This window comes from Tabrizicola sp. (assembly GCF_041919135.1).
Lineage (GTDB): Bacteria > Pseudomonadota > Alphaproteobacteria > Rhodobacterales > Rhodobacteraceae > Tabrizicola.
The window spans coordinates 22058-40303 of sequence record NZ_JAYRUJ010000016.1; the positions used below are offsets into that span (position 1 = coordinate 22058).

The 18246-nt window shown below is 69.0% G+C and carries 14 protein-coding genes; 7 read left to right on the forward strand and 7 right to left on the reverse strand.

What is annotated here, in order from left to right; genetic code table 11:
* Positions 1-2: 2 nt before the first annotated feature.
* The 3 genes from ACE3UA_RS12710 to ACE3UA_RS12720 all read right to left on the reverse strand — a co-directional run bounded on the left by ACE3UA_RS12710 (position 3) and on the right by ACE3UA_RS12720 (position 4788).
* Positions 3-1001: an LLM class flavin-dependent oxidoreductase gene (locus tag ACE3UA_RS12710; RefSeq protein WP_374645648.1), complete on the reverse strand. Its 999-nt coding sequence runs from the start codon at positions 999-1001 to the stop codon at positions 3-5.
* Positions 1002-1070: 69 nt separating this feature from the next.
* Complete coding sequence (locus ACE3UA_RS12715; protein ID WP_374645650.1) at positions 1071-3446, reverse strand: 1-deoxy-D-xylulose-5-phosphate synthase N-terminal domain-containing protein; 2376 nt, start codon at positions 3444-3446, stop codon at positions 1071-1073.
* Between the two features lie 145 nt (positions 3447-3591).
* Positions 3592-4788: a methionine gamma-lyase gene (locus ACE3UA_RS12720; protein WP_374645652.1), complete on the reverse strand. Its 1197-nt coding sequence runs from the start codon at positions 4786-4788 to the stop codon at positions 3592-3594.
* Positions 4789-4899: 111 nt separating this feature from the next.
* On the opposite strand from ACE3UA_RS12720, the gene ACE3UA_RS12725 reads away from it, so the two are divergent.
* Together ACE3UA_RS12725 and ACE3UA_RS12730 are read left to right on the forward strand one after the other, a co-directional pair.
* Positions 4900-5358 (forward strand): Lrp/AsnC family transcriptional regulator, encoded by a 459-nt coding sequence (locus ACE3UA_RS12725; protein WP_374645654.1) that lies wholly within the window; start codon positions 4900-4902, stop codon positions 5356-5358.
* A 70-nt stretch (positions 5359-5428) separates the two neighbouring features.
* A complete protein-coding gene (locus ACE3UA_RS12730; RefSeq protein ID WP_374645656.1) occupies positions 5429-6721 on the forward strand; it encodes a sorbosone dehydrogenase family protein in 1293 nt (430 codons plus the stop codon).
* 39 nt (positions 6722-6760) lie between these two features.
* On the opposite strand, the gene ACE3UA_RS12735 is transcribed toward ACE3UA_RS12730, so the two are convergent.
* Complete coding sequence (locus ACE3UA_RS12735) at positions 6761-7012, reverse strand: hypothetical protein (protein ID WP_374645658.1); 252 nt, start codon at positions 7010-7012, stop codon at positions 6761-6763.
* 85 nt (positions 7013-7097) lie between these two features.
* Positions 7098-10802 (reverse strand): vitamin B12-dependent ribonucleotide reductase, encoded by a 3705-nt coding sequence (locus tag ACE3UA_RS12740; RefSeq protein WP_374645660.1) that lies wholly within the window; start codon positions 10800-10802, stop codon positions 7098-7100.
* A gap of 655 nt (positions 10803-11457) precedes the next feature.
* On the opposite strand from ACE3UA_RS12740, the gene ACE3UA_RS12745 reads away from it, so the two are divergent.
* Positions 11458-12354 carry a DMT family transporter gene (locus ACE3UA_RS12745; protein WP_374645662.1) on the forward strand — a complete coding sequence of 299 codons (897 nt, stop codon included), beginning with the start codon at positions 11458-11460 and terminating at the stop codon, positions 12352-12354.
* A 52-nt stretch (positions 12355-12406) separates the two neighbouring features.
* The gene (eno, locus tag ACE3UA_RS12750) at positions 12407-13684 is read left to right on the forward strand and encodes a phosphopyruvate hydratase (protein WP_374645664.1); all 1278 of its coding nucleotides are present in this window, start codon (positions 12407-12409) and stop codon (positions 13682-13684) included.
* A gap of 75 nt (positions 13685-13759) precedes the next feature.
* Here the strand turns inward: eno and ACE3UA_RS12755 are convergent, their stop codons facing one another.
* A complete protein-coding gene (locus ACE3UA_RS12755; RefSeq protein WP_374645666.1) occupies positions 13760-14818 on the reverse strand; it encodes an NAD(P)/FAD-dependent oxidoreductase in 1059 nt (352 codons plus the stop codon).
* A gap of 63 nt (positions 14819-14881) precedes the next feature.
* Here ACE3UA_RS12755 and ACE3UA_RS12760 point away from each other — a divergent pair, with 63 nt between their 5' ends.
* The 3 genes from ACE3UA_RS12760 (at position 14882) to ACE3UA_RS12770 (ending at position 17281) form a co-directional block, all read left to right on the forward strand.
* The gene (locus ACE3UA_RS12760) at positions 14882-15412 is read left to right on the forward strand and encodes a pseudouridine synthase (protein WP_374645668.1); all 531 of its coding nucleotides are present in this window, start codon (positions 14882-14884) and stop codon (positions 15410-15412) included.
* Positions 15409-15825, forward strand: a complete 417-nt coding sequence (locus ACE3UA_RS12765; RefSeq protein WP_197644263.1) for a cupin domain-containing protein — start codon at positions 15409-15411, stop codon at positions 15823-15825. The genes ACE3UA_RS12760 and ACE3UA_RS12765 overlap by 4 nt, the downstream gene beginning before the upstream one ends.
* Positions 15826-16024: 199 nt before the next feature.
* On the forward strand, positions 16025-17281 hold the full coding sequence (locus ACE3UA_RS12770) for an aspartate kinase (protein ID WP_197644265.1): 1257 nt from the start codon (positions 16025-16027) through the stop codon (positions 17279-17281).
* Positions 17282-17319: 38 nt separating this feature from the next.
* Here the strand turns inward: ACE3UA_RS12770 and ACE3UA_RS12775 are convergent, their stop codons facing one another.
* Positions 17320-18225 (reverse strand): NAD(P)/FAD-dependent oxidoreductase, encoded by a 906-nt coding sequence (locus tag ACE3UA_RS12775; RefSeq protein ID WP_374645671.1) that lies wholly within the window; start codon positions 18223-18225, stop codon positions 17320-17322.
* Positions 18226-18246 lie beyond the last annotated feature (21 nt).

Here is an 18246-nt window from a genome sequence, read left to right on the forward strand (position 1 = left end):
CGTCACGGGGCCTTGTCGCACAGCCCCGCCAGGACCTCGGCCGCGATTTCCAGCGAGCGCAGCCTTGCACCCCGGTCGTGGATCATCCCGGTGACCATGATCTCGTCCGGCCGGTATCGGGCGATCAGCGCGGCCAACTCGTCCCGCACCGTTGCGGCCGCGCCGGTGGCCGAGCAGGACAGGGCCTGCCGCACCTGGGCCATGACGGGCGCGGGGATCTCCTGCTCCGGCTCGCGGCTCGGGCGGGGCAGCTTGCCCGCCTGTCCGGTGCGCAGCCGCGCGAAGGCCAGGAGTTGCGAGGAGCGCAGGAACTCCGCCTCGGCGTCGCTCTCGGCAGCGCAGACGCCCGCCGCGAGCATCACATGGGGTTTCTCCAGCCGCCCGGAGGGCCGGAAGCCGCGGCGGTAGATCTCCAGCGCCTCGCCCAGCAGGGCCGGCGCGAAATGCGAGGCGAAGGCATAGGGCAGGCCCAGCCAGGCGGCCAGCTGCGCGCCATAGAGGCTGGAGCCGAGGATCCAGACCGGGACATTCGTGCCGGTTCCGGGGATGGCCCGCACCGGGCCGGACCCGGCATCGCCAAGATAGGCGATCAGTTCCTGAACGTCCTGGGGGAAGCTGTCCTCGGGCGCCATGTGGCGGCGCAGCGCGCGGGCGGTGGCCATGTCGGTGCCGGGCGCGCGGCCGAGGCCCAGGTCGATCCGGCCCGGATAGAGCGTCGCCAGCGTGCCGAACTGCTCGGCAACCATCAGGGGGGAGTGGTTCGGCAGCATGATGCCGCCCGCGCCGATCCGCATCGCGCGGGTCTGGCCCGCCACATGGCCGATCAGCACCGCCGTCGCGGCACTGGCGATGCCCGGCATGTTGTGATGCTCGGCCAGCCAGAAGCGGTGATAGCCCGCGCCTTCGGCCGCCCGGGCCAGATCCACGGTCGCCGCAAGGGCATCGGCCGCCGTATGCCCCTCGGCAATCGGGGACAGGTCGAGATAGGAATAATGCTGCATCGCGCCCTCCGTCGGGGAGGAGCTAATCATCCCGGACTGTCGGGCCAAGGGGCCCGGCGCGACGGCGGATCAGCCCTGCGCCGACCGACCGGCCCCCGCCGACAGCTCCAGCACCGATTGCGCCAGGGCCCGGCGGTCCAGCCCGAAGTGCCGGTAGAGATCGCCGATGGTGCCGGTCTGGCCGAAATGCTCCACCCCGTGCGAGACGCAGCGGTGGCCGCCGACCGAACCCAGCCAGGCGAGCGTCGCCGGGTGGCCGTCGATGGCGGTGACGATCAGGCAGTCGCGCGGCAGGTCGGCGAACAGCGTCTCGACATGGCTGCGGGCCCGGCGGTTGCCACGGGCCCGGGCGCGCTGCGCGGCGGTCCAGCCCGCGTTCAGGCGGTCGGCGGAAGTCACGGCCAGCACCCCCAGGTCGCGCCGGTGCTCGGCGATGAGGCCCGCCGCCGCGATGGCCTCGGGGGCGATGGCGCCCTGGTAGGCGATCACCACCTCGCAGTTCGGACCCGGCGGGCGCAGCCAGTAGGCGCCATCGACGGCGCCCTGCCGGAAGGCGTCGTCCTGGCGCTTGCCCGGTTGCTCCAGCGGGTTGGTGGTCAGCCGCAGATAGACCGAGCCGCCGGTCTCGTCGCGCAGCCAGGTGCGTTCGTCCGGGTCGCCCTCGCCGTCACGCTGCAGATAGTCGAAGGCCCATTCCAGGATCACCGCCAGTTCGTCGGCGAAGGCCGGCTCGAACGCCGCCAGCCCGTCCTGCGCCATGCCGGTCAGGGGCGTGCCGATGGATTGATGCGCCCCGCCCTCGGGCGCCAGCGTCACGCCCGAGGGGGTGCCCACGACGATGAAGCGCGCGTCCTGGTAGCAGGCGTAGTTCAGCGCATCGAGGCCGCGATGCACGAAGGGGTCATAGACCGTGCCGATGGGGATCAGCCGCTTGCCGAACAGGCTGTGGCTCAGCCCCGCGGCGCCCAGCAGCAGGAACAGGTTCATCTCGGCGATGCCCAGTTCGATGTGCTGGCCTTCGGGTGCGAAGTCCCATTTCGCGGTCGAGGGGATGCGATGCTCGATGAAGGCATCCGCCAGGGGTTTGCGCGCAAAGAGCTTGCGCCGGTTCACCCAGGGGCCGAGGTTCGTGGTGCCGGTCACATCGGGCGAGGTGGTGACGATCCGCGCCGCCAGGGCGCTGTCGCCTTTGGACAGGTCGTCCAGCATCCTGCCGAAGGCGGCCTGGGTCGAGGTCTCGTGCCCGGCGTCGAGTTCGATCCGCGGCACGGCGAGCCTGTCGTCGCGATACCGCCGCCGCCCCCTGAGGAAGAACGGGACCCTTGCCAGAAAATCCTTCAGCGCCTGCACATCGGCCACGCCCGCGAAGGGCTCCCATTCCTGTCCCTTGGCCACCCCCATATGGGCCTGCCAGGCGGCGAACTGGGTCGGGTTCATCAGCCCGCCGTGGTTGTCCTTGTGCCCGGCGATCGGCGTGCCCCAGCCCTTGATCGTATAGGCCAGAAAGCAGGTCGGCCGGTCGTGATCCACGGCGGCGAAGGCCTCCGCCATGGTCTCGACGCAGTTGCCGCCCAGGTTCTCCATCAGCGCGGCCAGTTCGGCATCGCTGCGCCGCTCGATCAGGGCCGAAACCTCGCCCTGGTCGCCGAGATCCTCCATCAGCCGCCGGCGCCAGACCGCCCCGCCCATGAAGGTCAGCGCGGAATAGTGCTGGTTCGGGCAGGCGTCGATCCAGTCGCGCAAGACGCCGCCGCCCGGCTCGGCAAAGGCCGCGCGTTGCAGGGCGCCGTATTTAACCCGCACCACATCCCAGCCGAAGGCCTCGAAGATCTTCTCGACGCGGGCGAACAGCCCCTCGCGCACGATCCCGTCCAGCGACTGGCGGTTGTAGTCGATGATCCACCAGCAATTGCGCAGGTCGTTCTTCCAGCCTTCCTGCAGCGCCTCGTAGACATTGCCCTCGTCCAGTTCGGCGTCGCCCACCAGCGCGACCATGCGGCCCAGCGGCAGATCGCGGCCCCAGGCCTTTGCCGCGATATAGTCCTGCACCAGCGAGGCGAAGGCGGTGATCGCCACGCCCAGCCCCACCGAGCCGGTGGAGAAATCCACGTCATCCACGTCCTTGGTCCGGCTGGGATAGCTTTGCACCCCGCCGAAGCCGCGGAAATTCTCCATCGCCTCGCGGGTCTGGTTGCCCATCAGATACTGGATGGCATGGAATACCGGCGCGGCATGCGGCTTCACCGCCACCCGGTCCTCGGGCCGCAATGCCTGGAAATACAGCGCGGTCAGGATCGACACCATCGAGGCCGAGGACGCCTGGTGCCCGCCGGTCTTGATCGCGTCCACCTTGGGGCGGAGGTGGTTGGCATGGTGGATCATCCAGTGCGAAAGCCACAGAATCCGCTGCTCGATGGTCTTCAGATGCTGCATGTCTCGGGTCATCGGCGGCTCCTCTGGTCAGGCGGCGGAGACGATCCCGCCCGCGCGGGCGACCGGGGTCGGGGGGTTCAGCCTAGCGCGGATCGCGGGGAAACCAACCGGCGCATCGCGACCGGCCCCGGACGCCTGCCGGAGTCCGGCGTCACGCTCATTCCGCATTGTGGGCGGCCAGGGCCTGCATCAGGTCGTCCAGGATGTCCTCCACCCCCTCCAGCCCGACCGAGAGGCGCACCAGCCCCTCGGCGATGCCATGGGCGGCGCGTTCCTCGGGGGTATAGGTGGAATGGGTCATGGATGCCGGGTGCTGGATCAGGCTTTCCGCATCGCCCAGGCTGACCGCCCGCTGGACCAGCGCCAGGCGGTTCATCATCGCGATTCCCCCCGCCTTGCCGCCCACCACCTCGAACGGGATCATGCCGCCGAAAGCCGCCATCTGCCGCCGCGCCAGATCGGCCTGCGGGAACGAGTCCAGCCCCGGATAATGCACGCATTTCACCGCCGGATGCGCCTCGAGAGCGCGGGCGATGGTCAGGGCGGCGGCGGAATGGGCCCGGACCCGCAGGTCCAGCGTCTTGATCCCGCGCAAGAGCAGCATGGCCGAGAGGGGCGACATCACCGCCCCGGTCATGTCCTTGATGCCGACCAGCCGGATGGCCTGGATGTCCTCGGCCCGGCCCGCGACCAGCCCCGCGATCACATCGCCATGGCCGCTGAGGTATTTGGTCGCCGAATGGACCACGATATCCGCCCCATGCTCGACGGGGCGGGTCAGGACGGGCGTGGCATAGGTGTTGTCCACCACCACCCTTGCGCCGTGGCGGTGGGCGATCCCGGCGATGGCGGCGATGTCCACCAGCCGGTTGTTGGGATTGGCGGGCGTCTCGAAATAGACGATCCGGGTCCTGGGGCCGATCGCGGCCGCCAGATTGGCCGGATCGGACAGGTCCACCGGCCGCACCGTGACGCCGAAGCGCGGCAAGCCATGGGTCAGGAAGGCGAAGGTGCAGCCGTACAGCGTCTTGTCCAGGATCACCTCGTCGCCCGCCTGAAGGAAGGACCAGAGCGTCGCGGTGATCGCCCCCATGCCCGAGGCGGCGCAAAGCCCGGCCTCGGCCCCTTCCAGATTGGCGATGCGCTTTTCCAGGGCCTCCAGCGTCGGGTTCGAGATGCGGCTGTAGAAATGCCCCTCGGCCTCGCCGGCGAACATCGCGCCGCCGGCCTCGGCCGTGTCGAAGGTGAAGGTCGAGGACAGGTAGACCGGCGGATTCAGCGCGCCCTGATGCTCGCGGGGGTCATAGCCATGGTGAATGGCGCGGGTGGCAAGGCTGGGCGGCGTATCGCGCATCGGGCTGTCCTTCTGGCTGGCCACCATATTGCGCTTGTTGCCGTGGCATTTGGTTGCCAATCATGCCAGTCACCAAGCCAAGATCAGCATTTTATGCCAGGACAGGCCAGAATGGACGAGAAAGACCGCCAGATCATCCGCGCCCTGCAAAGGAACGGCCGCGCCACGAATCTGGAGATTGCGGCCGAGGTGAACCTCTCGCCCTCGCCCTGCCTGCGCCGGATCCGGCTGCTGGAGGAAGCGGGCGCGATCCGCGGCTACCGGGCCATTGCCGACCAGGGCGCCTATGGCCTGCCGGTCACGGTCTTCATCCGCATCCGGCTGGAGCGGCACAGCGACGAGGTGGTGAAGCATTTCGAAAGCCGGATCCGCGCGCTGGACGAGGTGCTGGAATGCCACTTGCTGACCGGCGCGGCGGACTATCATCTCCGCGTCGTGGTCGCCGGGCTGGAAGCCTATGAAAGCTTCATCCGCAACCGGATCCACCCGATCGGCGGCATCGCCTCGATCGAATCGAGTTTCGTCTATGGCACGGTCAAGAACACCGGGGTCTTCCCGCAGGTCGGATGAAACCGGGCCGAAGATGCTGTCCCTGCCCCATGACCTTCGCTAGACTGACCCGGCTGGAAGGGGAAAAGCCATGGAATTCATCGCAAGAGCAACCGCGGTCGTCGGCGGCACGGTTGCCTTCCTGCGGCGCATGCGGTCGCCCGCGCATCAGGCCTTCGGCGCCGATCCCGACATACCCCAGGCGCGCAGCCAGGGGATCATGACCCTGAAGGTGCCCGTCGCCGAAGGCTGGAAGGACGGCCGCCTGCCGATCTGCGCGCCCGGTCTGGCGGTCAATGCCTTCGCCTCGGGCCTGGACCACCCGCGCTGGATCGAGGTGCTGCCGAATGGCGACGTGCTGGTCGCGGAATCGAAAGAGCAGCCGGGGCCGCCGAAGACGCTGATGGACCACGCCGCGCAGGCGACGATGCGGCGGGTCAAGGCGATCGGGAAAAGCGCGAACCGCGTCACCCTGTGGCGGGACGCCGATGGCGACGGCGCGGCGGAGATCCGCGAGGTCTTCGTCGAGAACCAGAACCAGCCCTTCGGCATGGCCCTGGTGGGAAGCCGGTTCTACCTGGGCAATACCGATGGCATCAAGGTCTTCGACTACAGCCCGGGCGACACCGCGCTGTCGGGCGAGGGACAAAGGCTGGTGGAGTTCAAGCCGCATGGCCACTGGACGCGCAGCCTGATCGCCTCGCCCGACGGCTCGAAGATCTATGCCGGCGTCGGCTCGCTGTCGAACATCGGCGATCAGGGCATGGCGGCCGAGGAAGGGCGCGCGGCGATCTGGGAACTGGACCTGGCGACCGGCCGGTCCCGCATCTTCGCCTCGGGCCTGCGCAATGCCGTCGGCATGGCCTGGGAGCCGGTGACCGGCAAGCTCTGGACCGTCGTCAACGAGCGTGACGGTCTCGGCGACGAAACCCCGCCCGACTATCTCACCTCGGTCCGGGACGGCGGCTTCTACGGCTGGCCCTATTGCTATTGGGGCAAGACGGTGGACGACCGGGTGCCGCAGGATCCGGCGCTGGTCGCGCGCGCGATCACGCCGGATTACGCCCTTGGCGGTCATACGGCATCGCTTGGCCTGTGCTGGATGCCCGAAGGCACCCTGCCCGGCTTCGGCCCCGGCATGGTGATCGGCCAGCACGGATCCTGGAACCGCTCCAAGCTGAGCGGCTACCGGCTGATCTTCGTGCCCTTCGAGAACGGCGCCCCCAGCGGCCCGGCGCGGGACATCCTTGCCGGCTTCCTGTCCGAGGACGAGAAGCTGGCCTACGGGCGGCCCGTCGGGGTGGCGCTCGGGCCTGACGGCAAGTCCCTGCTGATGGCGGATGACGTCGGCGACATCATCTGGCGCGTCTCGGCGGCCGGCTAGGGCGGTCCGCCGGCCGGCCCGGCCATTTCAGGCCTGCCTTCACATCAGGCGCCGCGCCGCGCCCAGGGCCGTCAGCGTCACCCGGGTCGCGCCGCCCTGCATGGCGATCCCGGTCACTTCCATCGGGCAGCGGTCGAGATCGCCGCCCAGGACCTCGATGGTGCCCGCGCCATGGAACGCGCTGTCGAGAAGCGACAGAAGCGCCTCGCCACGCAGGACCGCCTCGACGCCCTCGCGGGTGCGGGTGATGACGTCGGGGGTGACGTGGCGGCTGCCGATGATCAGGTCCATGGGTCTGCTTTCTCTGCGGCCGCATGAGGCCGCTGCGACAGGTAAGCACGGGCCCGCGCATGGGGCCCGTGACGGCGGCGTTTCATCAGCTGCAACCCGTGGTCGAGCCGCAGGTCAGGCACTTGTTGCAGGTGCCGTTGCGGACCAGCGTGTAGTTGCCGCATTCGACGCAGGAATCGCCGGTATAGCCCTGCAGCTTCGCCTTGGCGCGGGCCTGGGCATCGCTGCTTGCCGCGCCGATCGCGAAGGTGCTGGTGCTTTCCGAAAAGCCCGAGACCCGGGTCTCGGTCATCATCGCCGCCAGCGGGGCCGCGGCCTCGGTGCCGGTGGCGAGGCCGCCGCCGAAAGCGGAGGCCGCCGCCCCGCCCTGCAGCACGGTGAACTCCTGCGGCAGGCGCTTGCGCAGATACCCGGTCGAGGAGATCTGCTTCAGCACCTCCAGCGATTTCGACGCCGCCGTCTCGCTGACTTCCGAGATGTTGCGCTTGCCCTCCTCGTCGCCCCGGCCGAGGTCGTCGAAGCTCGCCCCTTTCGGCGCGACATGCGCGAGGTCGGTGCGGTCGAGGTAGGAGATCGCGAGTTCGCGGAAGATGTAGTCCAGGATCGAGGTCGCGTTCTTCACCGAGTCGTTGCCCTGGACCATGCCCGCCGGCTCGAACCGGGTGAAGGTGAAGGCCTCGACGAATTCCTCCAGCGGCACGCCGTATTGCAGGCCGACCGAGACCGCGATGGCGAAGTTGTTCATCATCGCCCGGAAGCCCGCGCCTTCCTTGTGCATGTCGATGAAGATCTCGCCCAGCGAGCCGTCCTGGTATTCCCCGGTGCGCAGATAGACCTTGTGCCCGCCGATCAGCGCCTTTTGCGTATAGCCCTTGCGGCGCTCCGGCAGCTTCTCGCGGTGGCTGCGGACGATCTCCTTGACGATCACCTTCTCGACGATCTTCTCGGCGATGACCTGGGCCTTCTCCATGGCCGTGCCCGAGGCGAGGATTTCCTCGGCCTCCTCGTCATCCTCGATCAGCGCCGCCGCGAGGGGCTGGCTGAGTTTGGAGCCGTCGCGGTAGAGCGCATTGGCCTTGATGCCAAGCGAGTGGCTGAGTTCATAGGCCGCCAGCGTCTCGGCGATGGTGGCGTCGTTCGGCATGTTGATCGTCTTGGAGATCGCGCCCGAGATGAAGCTTTGGGCGGCGGCCATCATGGTGATGTGGCTTTCCACCGAGAGGAACCGCTTGCCGGTCTTGCCGCAGGGGTTGGCGCAGTCGAAGACGCGGTAATGCTCGGGCTTCAGGTGCGGCGCGCCTTCCAGGGTCATGGTGCCGCAGACATGGTCGTTGGCCGCGTCGATCTGCGACCTGGTGAAACCGAGGTGGCGCAAGAGGTCGAAGGTCGGATCGGCCAGCTTCTCGTCCGGGATGCCGAGGGTGCCCTTGCAGAAATCCTCGCCCAGGGTCCACTGGTTGAAGACGAAGCGGATGTCGAAGGCCGAAGGCAGCGCCGCCTCGATCTTCTCGATCTCGCGCGGGCCGAAGCCGTGGCCGATCAGCGCGGTATGGTTGATCGCCGGGGCCTGGCCCAGGGAGCCGTGGCCGACGGCATGGGCCACGATCTCGGCGGCCTGGCTGGTGGAATAGCCGAGGGCCTCCAGCGCGGCCGGGACCGACTGGTTGATGATCTTGAAATAGCCGCCACCCGCCAGTTTCTTGAACTTCACCAGCGCGAAATCGGGCTCGATCCCGGTGGTGTCGCAGTCCATCACCAGGCCGATGGTGCCGGTGGGCGCGATCACCGTGGTCTGGGCGTTGCGGAAGCCGTGCTGCTGGCCCAGGGCCAGCGCCTCGTCCCAGGCGGATTTCGCAAGGCTGACAAGGGTCTGGTCCGGGCAGTTCGCATGGTCCAGCGCGACGGCCGGGACGTTCAACCCCTCGTAGACCCCGGTCGCATGGGCGGCGGCGCGGTGGTTGCGGATCACGCGCAGCATATGCTCGCGGTTGCGCCCATAGCCCGAGAACGGGCCCAGTTCCCGCGCCATCTCGGCCGAGGTGGCATAGGAGATCCCGGTCATCACCGCGGTCAGCGCGCCGCAAAGCGCGCGGCCCTCGGGGCTGTCATAGCCAAGGCCCATGTTCATCAGCAGGCCGCCGATATTGGCATAGCCCAGGCCCAGCGTGCGGAATTCATAGGAAAGCTGGGCAATCTCCTGGCTGGGGAACTGCGCCATCATCACCGAGATTTCCAGCGTGACGGTCCAGAGCCGGGTCGCATGGACATAGCCCTCGGCGTCGAAGCGGCCGTCATGGAAGAAGGTCAGGAGGTTCATCGACGCCAGATTGCAGGCGGTATCGTCGAGGAACATGTATTCCGAGCAGGGGTTGGAGCCCCGGATCGGCCCGTCCTCGGGGCAGGTGTGCCAGGCGTTGACGGTGTCATGGAACTGGATGCCGGGGTCGGCGCAGGCCCAGGCGGCATGGCCGATCTGGTCCCAGAGTTCGCGGGCGCTCACGGTCTTGGCGACCTTGCCGTCGGTGCGACGGATGAGTTCCCAGGGCTGGTCATCGCGGACGGCCTTGAGGAAGGCGTCGGTCACGCGGACCGAGTTGTTCGAGTTCTGGCCCGAGACCGAGATATAGGCCTCGGAGTCCCAGTCGGTGTCATAGGTGGGGAATTCGATGCTGTCGAAGCCCTGCCGCGCGTATTGCAGCACGCGGTTGGTGTAGGTGTCGGGGATCATCGCCTTCTTGGCGCCCTTGATCGCGGCCTTCAGCGCGGGATTCTTCGCCGGATCGACCGCATCCTCGGTGCTGCCGTCCCATTGGCGGATCGCGGCGAAGATCTCGTTCAGCCGCGCCTCATGCATCTTGGAACCGGCGACGAGGCTTGCGACCTTCTGCTCCTCGATCACCTTCCAGTTGATGAACTGCTCGATGTCGGGGTGATCCATGTCGCAGATCACCATCTTGGCCGCACGCCGGGTGGTGCCGCCGGACTTGATCGCCCCCGCCGCGCGGTCCCCGATCTTGAGGAAACCCATCAACCCCGAGGACTTGCCGCCGCCCGAAAGCCGTTCGCCCTCGCCGCGCAGCGAGGAGAAGTTGGTGCCGGTGCCGGAGCCGTATTTGAACAGCCGCGCCTCGCGCACCCAGAGGTCCATGATGCCGCCGTCGCCGACGAGGTCGTCCTTGACCGACTGGATGAAGCAGGCATGCGGCTGCGGATGTTCATAGGCGCTGGCGGATTTGGTCAGCTTGCCGGTGGCGTGGTCGACGTAGAAATGGCCCTGGCTGGGGCCGTCGATGCCATAGGCCCAGTGCAGGCCGGTGTTGAACCATTGCGGGCTGTTCGGCGCGGCCATCTGGTTGGCCAGCATGAAGCGCATCTCGTCGTAATAGGCGCGGGCGTCGGCCTCGGTGGTGAAATAGCCGCCCTTCCAGCCCCAATAGGCCCAGGCCCCGGCCAGACGGTCGAACACCTGCTTGGCCGAGGTCTCGCCGGTCATTCGGCGGTCCTCCGGCAGCTGCGCCAGCGCGGCCTCGTCGGGGACCGAGCGCCAGAGGAATTCGGGGACGCCCTTTTCCTTCACCTTCTTCAGGACGGAGGGGACGCCGGCCTTGCGGAAATACTTCTGGGCCAGCACGTCCGAGGCGACCTGGCTCCAGCCCTCGGGCACTTCGACCGCCTCGTTGCGGAACACCACCTTGCCATCCGGGTTGCGGATTTCCGAGGTGGTGAGGGCGAAAGCCATGGACCCATAGGCGCCGGTGGCCTCGGTGGTGAACTTCCGCTCGATCTGCATGCCCCTCATCTCCAGTTCTTGCGGCCCGTCCGGCCGGTTGAAAACATCTGTCGCGGAAACGGATCCTCGGGCGCGACGGGGCAAGGAAATACGAAACCGGCCTGCCGGAGCCCGCCGACAGGTTGCGCGGCGCCGGGGTGGCGGCGCGTCCGGTGGATCGTCTTGACTGTCCGTCGCGGCACTAGATTTTGTGGTGGTTTCCGCCGCGCTGTCAAACTGTCGTAATCGCCGCCTGCGTTCAACTTGAAAATTTGGCGCAAAGGCAAATTTCCCGTCTTGACGATAGGTGGCTTTCCTTGCCGATTTTTCCCGGCCGCGCCGGTGCGGCTGTGGACAGATCTGGGGACAGGCTTCGCGCAATCTGTGAAGAGCGCCGGATTTGCCAAGCCTGCGGCCCGCTTGCCGGAGCCGGCGGATATCCACCTTGCCCGGGGCCGGCCGCGGGGGCGATTCTGCCCCCGCCCCGGCCCGGCCAGGACGCGGCCCCGATTACCCCAGCCCGAAGCCTCTGAGGAGAATCGGCCAAGTGACGGATTCGGCGGCGATAAGGCGGGACGGCGGGGCCCGTCGCGGCGCCAGGCGGGGCGGGCACTATTGCCCATCCTGCGCGGCGTCCGCGCTTCCCTTCCGCTTCGCCCTTGCCTAGAACACCGCGATGCCCCGGAGCGACACCCAGACCGAGAACCTGACCGGGATCCTGCTGATGCTGGGCTCCATGGCCCTGTTCGCGGTCGAGGACCTGTTCCTCAAGCTTGCGGCGGCCAATCTGCCGGTCGGGCAGATCGTGCTGATCTCCGGCGCGCTCGGGGCGCCGGTGTTCTTCGTCATGGCCTGGCGCCAGGGCCGGGGCATCTTCGTGGCCGAGGCGCTGCATCCGGCCGTCATCGCGCGCAACCTTGGCGAGATGGTCGCGGCCGCGGCCTATCTCGCGGCGCTGGCGGTGGTGCCGCTCGGCACGGTTGCGGCGGTGCTGCAGGCGCTGCCGCTGGCGGTGACGATGGGGGCCGCCCTTTTGTTCGGCGAAAGGGTCGGCTGGCGGCGCTGGACGGCGATCGCCTTGGGCTTTGCCGGGGTGCTCCTGGTGATCCGGCCGGGGGGCGAGGGTTTCCGGGCCGAGACGCTTCTCGTCCTGGTCTCGGTGGCGGGGATCGTGGTGCGCGACCTTTCGGCCCGCGCGATCCCGGCGCGCGTCACGACGGCGCAGGTCTCGGCCTGGGGCCTCCTGGCGGTGGCGGTGCTGGGCCTCGGCATGATCGCGTCGACAGGCGAGGTGCGCGGCGTCACCGGGGCCGAGGCGCTGGTGCTGGCGGGCGCGGTGGTCTTCGGCACCGCCGGCTACTGGGCGGTGACGGCCGCGACGCGCACCGGCGAGGTCGCGGTGGTGGCGCCCTTCCGCTATAGCCGCCTGGTCTTTGCGATGGGCCTTGGCATGGTCTTCCTCGCCGAACGCCCCAACGCGCCGACCCTTGCCGGGGCGGGCCTCATCGTCGCCTCGGGGCTTTACGCCTTTGCCCGCGAACGGCGGCGCAAACGCGCTTCCCATGCTGATTGAGGCAGGCTAAAGGGGCCGGGAGAGCATCCATTTCGGCCGAAGGGGACCACCCATGAGCACGATCATCGACATTCACGCCCGGGAAATCCTGGACAGCCGCGGCAATCCCACGGTCGAGGTGGACGTCACGCTGGAGGACGGCAGCATGGGCCGCGCCGCGGTGCCCTCGGGGGCCTCGACCGGCGCGCATGAGGCGAACGAGCGGCGCGACGGCGACAAGGCGCGCTACAAGGGCAAGGGCGTGCTCGAGGCGGTCGCGGCGGTGAATGGCGAGATCGCCGAGGAGCTGGTGGGCTTCGACGCGACCGAGCAGGTCGGCATCGACCGCACGATGATCGAGATGGACGGGACACCGAACAAGTCGCGGCTCGGGGCGAATGCCATTCTGGGCGTGTCGCTGGCGGTGGCGAAGGCGGCGGCGGAATTCACGGCGCAGCCGCTCTATCGCTATGTCGGCGGCACCTCGGCGCGTGTCCTGCCGGTGCCGATGATGAACATCATCAACGGCGGCGAACATGCCGACAACCCGATCGACATCCAGGAATTCATGATCATGCCGGTCGGCGCCCAGGACATCCGCGAGGCGGTGCGGATGGGCGCGGAAGTGTTCCACACCCTGAAGAAAGAGCTTCGGGACGCGGGCCACAACACCGGGATCGGCGACGAGGGCGGCTTCGCACCGAACCTGAACTCTGCCCGCGACGCGCTTGATTTCATTCTGAAATCCATCGAAAAGGCGGGCTACAGGCCGGGTGAGGACATCTACCTCGCGCTCGACTGCGCGGCGACCGAATATTTCAAGAGCGGCCGCTACGAGATGAAGGGCGAAGGCAAGTCGCTGTCCATCGAGGAGAACGTCGATTTCCTGGCGGGGCTGGCGGCGGATTATCCGATCATCTCGATCGAGGACGGCTGTTCCGAGGACGACTGGGCAGGCTGGAAGCTCTTGACCGACCGTCTCGGGTCGAAGATCCAGCTGGTCGGCGACGACCTTTTCGTCACCAATCCCCGCCGCCTGGCCGAGGGGATCAAGGCGGGCTGCGCGAATTCGATGCTGGTGAAGGTCAACCAGATCGGCACCCTGACCGAGACGCTGCAGGCCGTCGATATGGCGCATCGCGCGCGCTATACCAATGTGATGAGCCATCGCTCGGGCGAGACCGAGGATGCGACCATCGCCGATCTCGCGGTGGCGACGAACTGCGGCCAGATCAAGACCGGCTCGCTGTCGCGGTCGGACCGGCTGGCGAAATACAACCAGCTGATCCGGATCGAGGAGCTTCTGGGTGCCACGGCGGAATATGCCGGGCGGTCCATCCTCAGGGGCTGAGGCCGGGCACCGGAATTCGAGGAATTCCGGCCCGATTTCCTGCGGAAATCGGCGTCGCGCGGGTGGCGGTGGTCGTCACCCGAACCGGGACGGGCGGAAGTCGGCCAGTCCGGCGCTTTCAGGCCCGCCGGTGATCTCTTGCGCCAGCAATTCGGCCGCGACCGGCGCCAGCGTCGCGGCGGAATGCATCACCGCCAGCCAGAGCCCCTCGAGCGGCCCCCGCCCCAGCACCGGCAGCCCGTCCCCCGGCACCGGGCGCAGCGCCATGGCCTGGCGGGCGAAATGGATCTCATGGCCGGGAAACAGCATCCTGAGCCGCATCAGCGTGGCCTGCACCACCACCGGAAAGGCCCCCAGCCGCTCGGCGTGATCCGACTGGCGGGCCAGCGCGGCCGGCGCATGCAGGCGGCCGGCGGCATCCTGGCGGACCTCCTGGTCGGGGGTGGCGAGGATCAGCGGGCAGACCGGCGGCAGCGGATTGGTCGCGATCATCAGGCCGGGGCGGATGAGCATCGGCAGGACCAGGCCCAGCGGCTGCAGGAGCGCGGGCGTGCCGGTGCCGGTCGCCAGCACCACCCGCCCGGCCTTGACCGGGCCCCGGTCGGTGACGACGCCGCTGACCCGGCCGCCGGCATGGTCCAGCGCCTGCACCGTGGCGCGGATCACCCTGGCCCCCGAGGCCGCGATCAGCGCCCGGGCCAGCTCGGCCGGATCGGCGGCGCCCTCCTCGGGGAAATGGAGCGCGCATTCCGGCACCGGACCCAGCGCCGGCATCCGCGCGCCGATCGCGGCCCGGTCCAGCCGCTCGACCCTGTAGCCGAGCGCCTGCAGGTCGCTTGCCGTCTCCTCCTGCGCAGCGCCCGTCGCCTCGTACCAGAGACAGCCGGGCCATTCGGTCGGCAGTCCGGGGACGAGCCGCATCAGCCGGCGATGCGCCTCCAGCGCCTCGTGGCGCAGGCGGTAATGCGCCCGGCTGAGGTGGTAGGAGGCATTGAGCCAGCCGAAGCTCGCCGTCGAGGCCAGGCCGCCCTCGGCATGGGTGGAGACGATGCTGACCGTCTCGCCGCGTCGGGACAGCTGGAAGGCAAGCGCCGCGCCGGTGATCCCGGCGCCGATGATCAGGGTCTCGGCCATGCGCGAAGGCTGACACGCGGCGGCGGGCTTGGCAACGGCTCCGCGCTTCGGCATGGTCCGGCCATGCTGATCCTTCTCAACAAGCCCTATGACGTGCTCTGCCAGTTCTCGCGCGAAGGCGGGCGGGCGGTGCTGGCGGATTTCGTCCCGGTGAAGGGGGTCTATCCCGCCGGGCGGCTGGACCGCGACAGCGAGGGGCTGGTGGTGCTGACCGACGACGGCAAGCTGCAGGCCCGGATCGCCGACCCCAGGCACAAGCTGGAAAAGACCTATCTGGCGCAGGTCGAGGGCGTGGTGGGCGAGGCCGCTCTCGAGCGGCTGCGCAAGGGGGTGGAGCTGAACGACGGCCCCACCCTGCCCGCCGGGGCGCGGGCGGTGGAGGAACCGCCGTGGCTCTGGCCCCGGACCCCGCCGATCCGGGTGCGCAAGACGGTGCCGGACGGCTGGATCGAGCTTACCTTGCGCGAGGGGCGCAACCGCCAGGTGCGCCGGATGTGCGCCGCCGTGGGCCTGCCCTGCCTGCGGCTGATCCGCTGGCGGGTGGGCGACTGGACGCTCGAGGGCCTGGCGCCCGGGGAATGGCGGCAGGCATGAGCGCCGAGGAGATCATCCGCCGGCTGGAACTGGTGCCGCATCCCGAGGGCGGCTGGTTCCGGCAGACCTGGGCCGGGCCCGAGATCGGCGGCCGGGCCAGCGGGACGGCGATCCTGTTCCTGCTTCGCGCGGGCGAGCGCAGCCACTGGCACCGGGTCGATGCCGACGAGATCTGGCTCTGGCACGCGGGCGCGCCGCTGGTGCTGTCGACGGGCCTTGCGGCGGCGCGCGACCTCGTGCTCGGCCCGAAGGTGCTGGACGGCCAGATGCCGCAGCTTGTGGTGCCGGCCGGCTGGTGGCAGGCGGCGCGCTCGACCGGGGAGTGGACGCTGGTCTCCTGCACCGTCTCGCCCGGGTTCCGCTTCGAGGGTTTCGACCTGGCCCCGCCGGGCTGGGAGCTGCCGCCGGGGTGACGGTTGCCGGGCCGGCAGCGCCCGCGGCGGCGGCGGATGCCTCCGGCGGGAGTATTTCCTCCAAGAGGAAGCCATCAGGGCAGGACAAGGCGCCGCGCGCGCATTTTGCCCGGCGCCGGGGCTTGCACAGTTCATGGGCCTTGCATAAGACGCGCGGGGATTTGACGGGCCCCGGACTTGACGGGCCCTGGAGGGGACCATGCCGCTTCTGGTGATGAAATTCGGCGGAACCTCGGTCGCGGACCTTGCGCGGATCGAGAACGCCGCGAAGAAGGTGCAGGCCGAAGTCGCGCGCGGCTATGACGTGATCGTCATCGTCAGCGCCATGTCGGGCAAGACGAACGAGCTGGTGGGCTGGGTCGAGGGCACCTCGAAGCTTTACGACGCGCGCGAATACGATGCCGTCGTGGCCTCGGGCGAGAACGTCACCGCCGGGCTGATGGCGCTGCGCCTGCAGGAGATGGGGGTGCCCGCGCGCAGCTGGCAGGGCTGGCAGGTGCCGATCAACACCACCTCGGCGCATGGCGCCGCGCGCTTCGTCTCGATCCCGCGCGAGAACCTGGATGCCAAGTTCGCCGAGGGCTTCAAGGTCGCCGTCGTGGCCGGGTTCCAGGGCATCAGCCCCGAGGGCCGGATCACCACCCTGGGCCGGGGCGGCTCTGACACCACCGCCGTCGCCTTCGCCGCCGCCTTCGGGGCGGAGCGCTGCGACATCTATACCGATGTGGACGGGGTCTATACCACCGACCCGCGCATCAGCCCCAAGGCGCGCAAGCTGGACCGGATCGCCTTCGAGGAGATGCTGGAGCTGGCAAGTCTCGGCGCGAAGGTGCTGCAGACGCGGTCGGTCGAACTGGCGATGCGCTTCAAGGTCCGCCTGCGGGTCGTCTCCTCGTTCGAGGAGGTCGACGAGAACTCTGGAACCCTGGTCTGCGACGAGGATGAAATCATGGAATCGAAAGTAGTTTCCGGCGTCGCCTACAGCCGCGACGAGGCGAAGATGACCCTGCTGAAGGTCGAGGACCGGCCCGGCGTCGCCGCCGCGATCTTCGGCTCGCTCGCCGATGCGGGCGTCAACGTGGACATGATCGTCCAGAACATCTCGGAACAGGACGATCCTTCGGACAAGCGCGCCCATACCGACATGACCTTCAGCCTGCCGACGAACCAGGTCGAGCGCGCCAAGAAGGCGATCGAGGCGGCCTCGGCGGCGGGCAAGTTCGCCTACAGCGAACTGGTGACCGATACCGAGGTGGCCAAGGTCTCGGTCGTGGGGATCGGGATGCGCAGCCAGGTCGGCGTCGCGGCGCGGATGTTCGCGGCGCTTGCGGCCGAGAACGTGAACATCAAGGTCATCACCACCTCCGAGATCAAGATCAGCGTGCTGATCGACCGCAAGTACATGGAACTGGCCGTCCAGGCGCTGCACGACACCTTCGAGCTGGACAAGGCCTGAGCCACCGGACCTGCCGTAGGGTGCGCCACGGCGCACCGCTACTCCATCGCCGGCAACAGCCCCAGCAGGTCCTGGTGGCAGGCGGCCCCGGCGGTATTGCCGGTCGCGGCCGCCTGTGTCGCGCTGGGAAAGGGGCGGCAAAGGTCGCCGGCGGCAAAGATGCCGGGGACCGAGGTGCGCTGGTGGTCGTCCACCCAGAGGTGCCGGCCCATCGGCGTCTCGACCATGCGGCACCCCAGCGCCTCGCCCAGCCCCGCCGCCGGCTCCTGGGTCGATACCAGATAGAGCGCCCGCATCTCCACCCGCCGGCCGCCGTCCAGTTCCACCGCCTCGATCGCGCCCCCGCTGTGGCGGACGCGCAGCACCCGTCCCGCCGCGCGGCGCAGGCCGGGGCGGTCCAGGCCGGCCGCCTCCTCGGCCGTGACCGGGACGCCGTTCTCCAGCAGCACCAGGTCGTCGGTCCAGTCCCGCAGATGCGTCGCATGATGCATCGGGATCGCGTCCACCGCCAGAAGGCCGGTGGTCCGGTCGGCAAGCTCGTAGCCGTGGCAATAGGGGCACTGGTTCACCGTCTTGCCCCAGCATTCGGCCAGGCCCGGGATCGGCGGCAGGATGTCGCGCTGGCCATAGGCCAGGATCACCCGCGCCGCGCCCAGCCGTTCCGGCCCCTCCAGCACGAAATCATCCGGCCCGCCCGAGATCCGCGTCACCCGGCCCGGCAGATGGCGCGCCGCCGGATAGGCCAGCACCTCGGCCAGGCCCTTGTCGCGGATCGCCGCCGGCGGCACGCCGTCCTGGCCCAGGAACCCGTGCGAGCCATGGGCAAAGCGGTTGCGGGTGCGGTCGTCGTCGATCAGCACCACCCGGCGGCGGGCCCGTGCCAGCATGATCGCCGCCGAGACCCCGGCGAAGCTTGCGCCGATGACGGCGACCTCTGCGTCCATCCTGCCCTCCGCTCGCGCAAC

What these genes read in the sequence shown, in the direction of transcription:
- ACE3UA_RS12710 (WP_374645648.1), bottom strand. Translation starts at nt 1,001, where the DNA reads ATGCAGCATTATTCCTATCTCGACCTGTCCCCGATTGCCGAGGGGCAT.
- ACE3UA_RS12715 (WP_374645650.1), bottom strand. Translation starts at nt 3,446, where the DNA reads ATGACCCGAGACATGCAGCATCTGAAGACCATCGAGCAGCGGATTCTG.
- ACE3UA_RS12720 (WP_374645652.1), bottom strand. Translation starts at nt 4,788, where the DNA reads ATGCGCGATACGCCGCCCAGCCTTGCCACCCGCGCCATTCACCATGGC.
- ACE3UA_RS12725 (WP_374645654.1), top strand. Translation starts at nt 4,900, where the DNA reads ATGGACGAGAAAGACCGCCAGATCATCCGCGCCCTGCAAAGGAACGGC.
- ACE3UA_RS12730 (WP_374645656.1), top strand. Translation starts at nt 5,429, where the DNA reads ATGGAATTCATCGCAAGAGCAACCGCGGTCGTCGGCGGCACGGTTGCC.
- ACE3UA_RS12735 (WP_374645658.1), bottom strand. Translation starts at nt 7,012, where the DNA reads ATGGACCTGATCATCGGCAGCCGCCACGTCACCCCCGACGTCATCACC.
- ACE3UA_RS12740 (WP_374645660.1), bottom strand. Translation starts at nt 10,802, where the DNA reads ATGCAGATCGAGCGGAAGTTCACCACCGAGGCCACCGGCGCCTATGGG.
- ACE3UA_RS12745 (WP_374645662.1), top strand. Translation starts at nt 11,458, where the DNA reads ATGCCCCGGAGCGACACCCAGACCGAGAACCTGACCGGGATCCTGCTG.
- eno (WP_374645664.1), top strand. Translation starts at nt 12,407, where the DNA reads ATGAGCACGATCATCGACATTCACGCCCGGGAAATCCTGGACAGCCGC.
- ACE3UA_RS12755 (WP_374645666.1), bottom strand. Translation starts at nt 14,818, where the DNA reads ATGGCCGAGACCCTGATCATCGGCGCCGGGATCACCGGCGCGGCGCTT.
- ACE3UA_RS12760 (WP_374645668.1), top strand. Translation starts at nt 14,882, where the DNA reads ATGCTGATCCTTCTCAACAAGCCCTATGACGTGCTCTGCCAGTTCTCG.
- ACE3UA_RS12765 (WP_197644263.1), top strand. Translation starts at nt 15,409, where the DNA reads ATGAGCGCCGAGGAGATCATCCGCCGGCTGGAACTGGTGCCGCATCCC.
- ACE3UA_RS12770 (WP_197644265.1), top strand. Translation starts at nt 16,025, where the DNA reads ATGCCGCTTCTGGTGATGAAATTCGGCGGAACCTCGGTCGCGGACCTT.
- ACE3UA_RS12775 (WP_374645671.1), bottom strand. Translation starts at nt 18,225, where the DNA reads ATGGACGCAGAGGTCGCCGTCATCGGCGCAAGCTTCGCCGGGGTCTCG.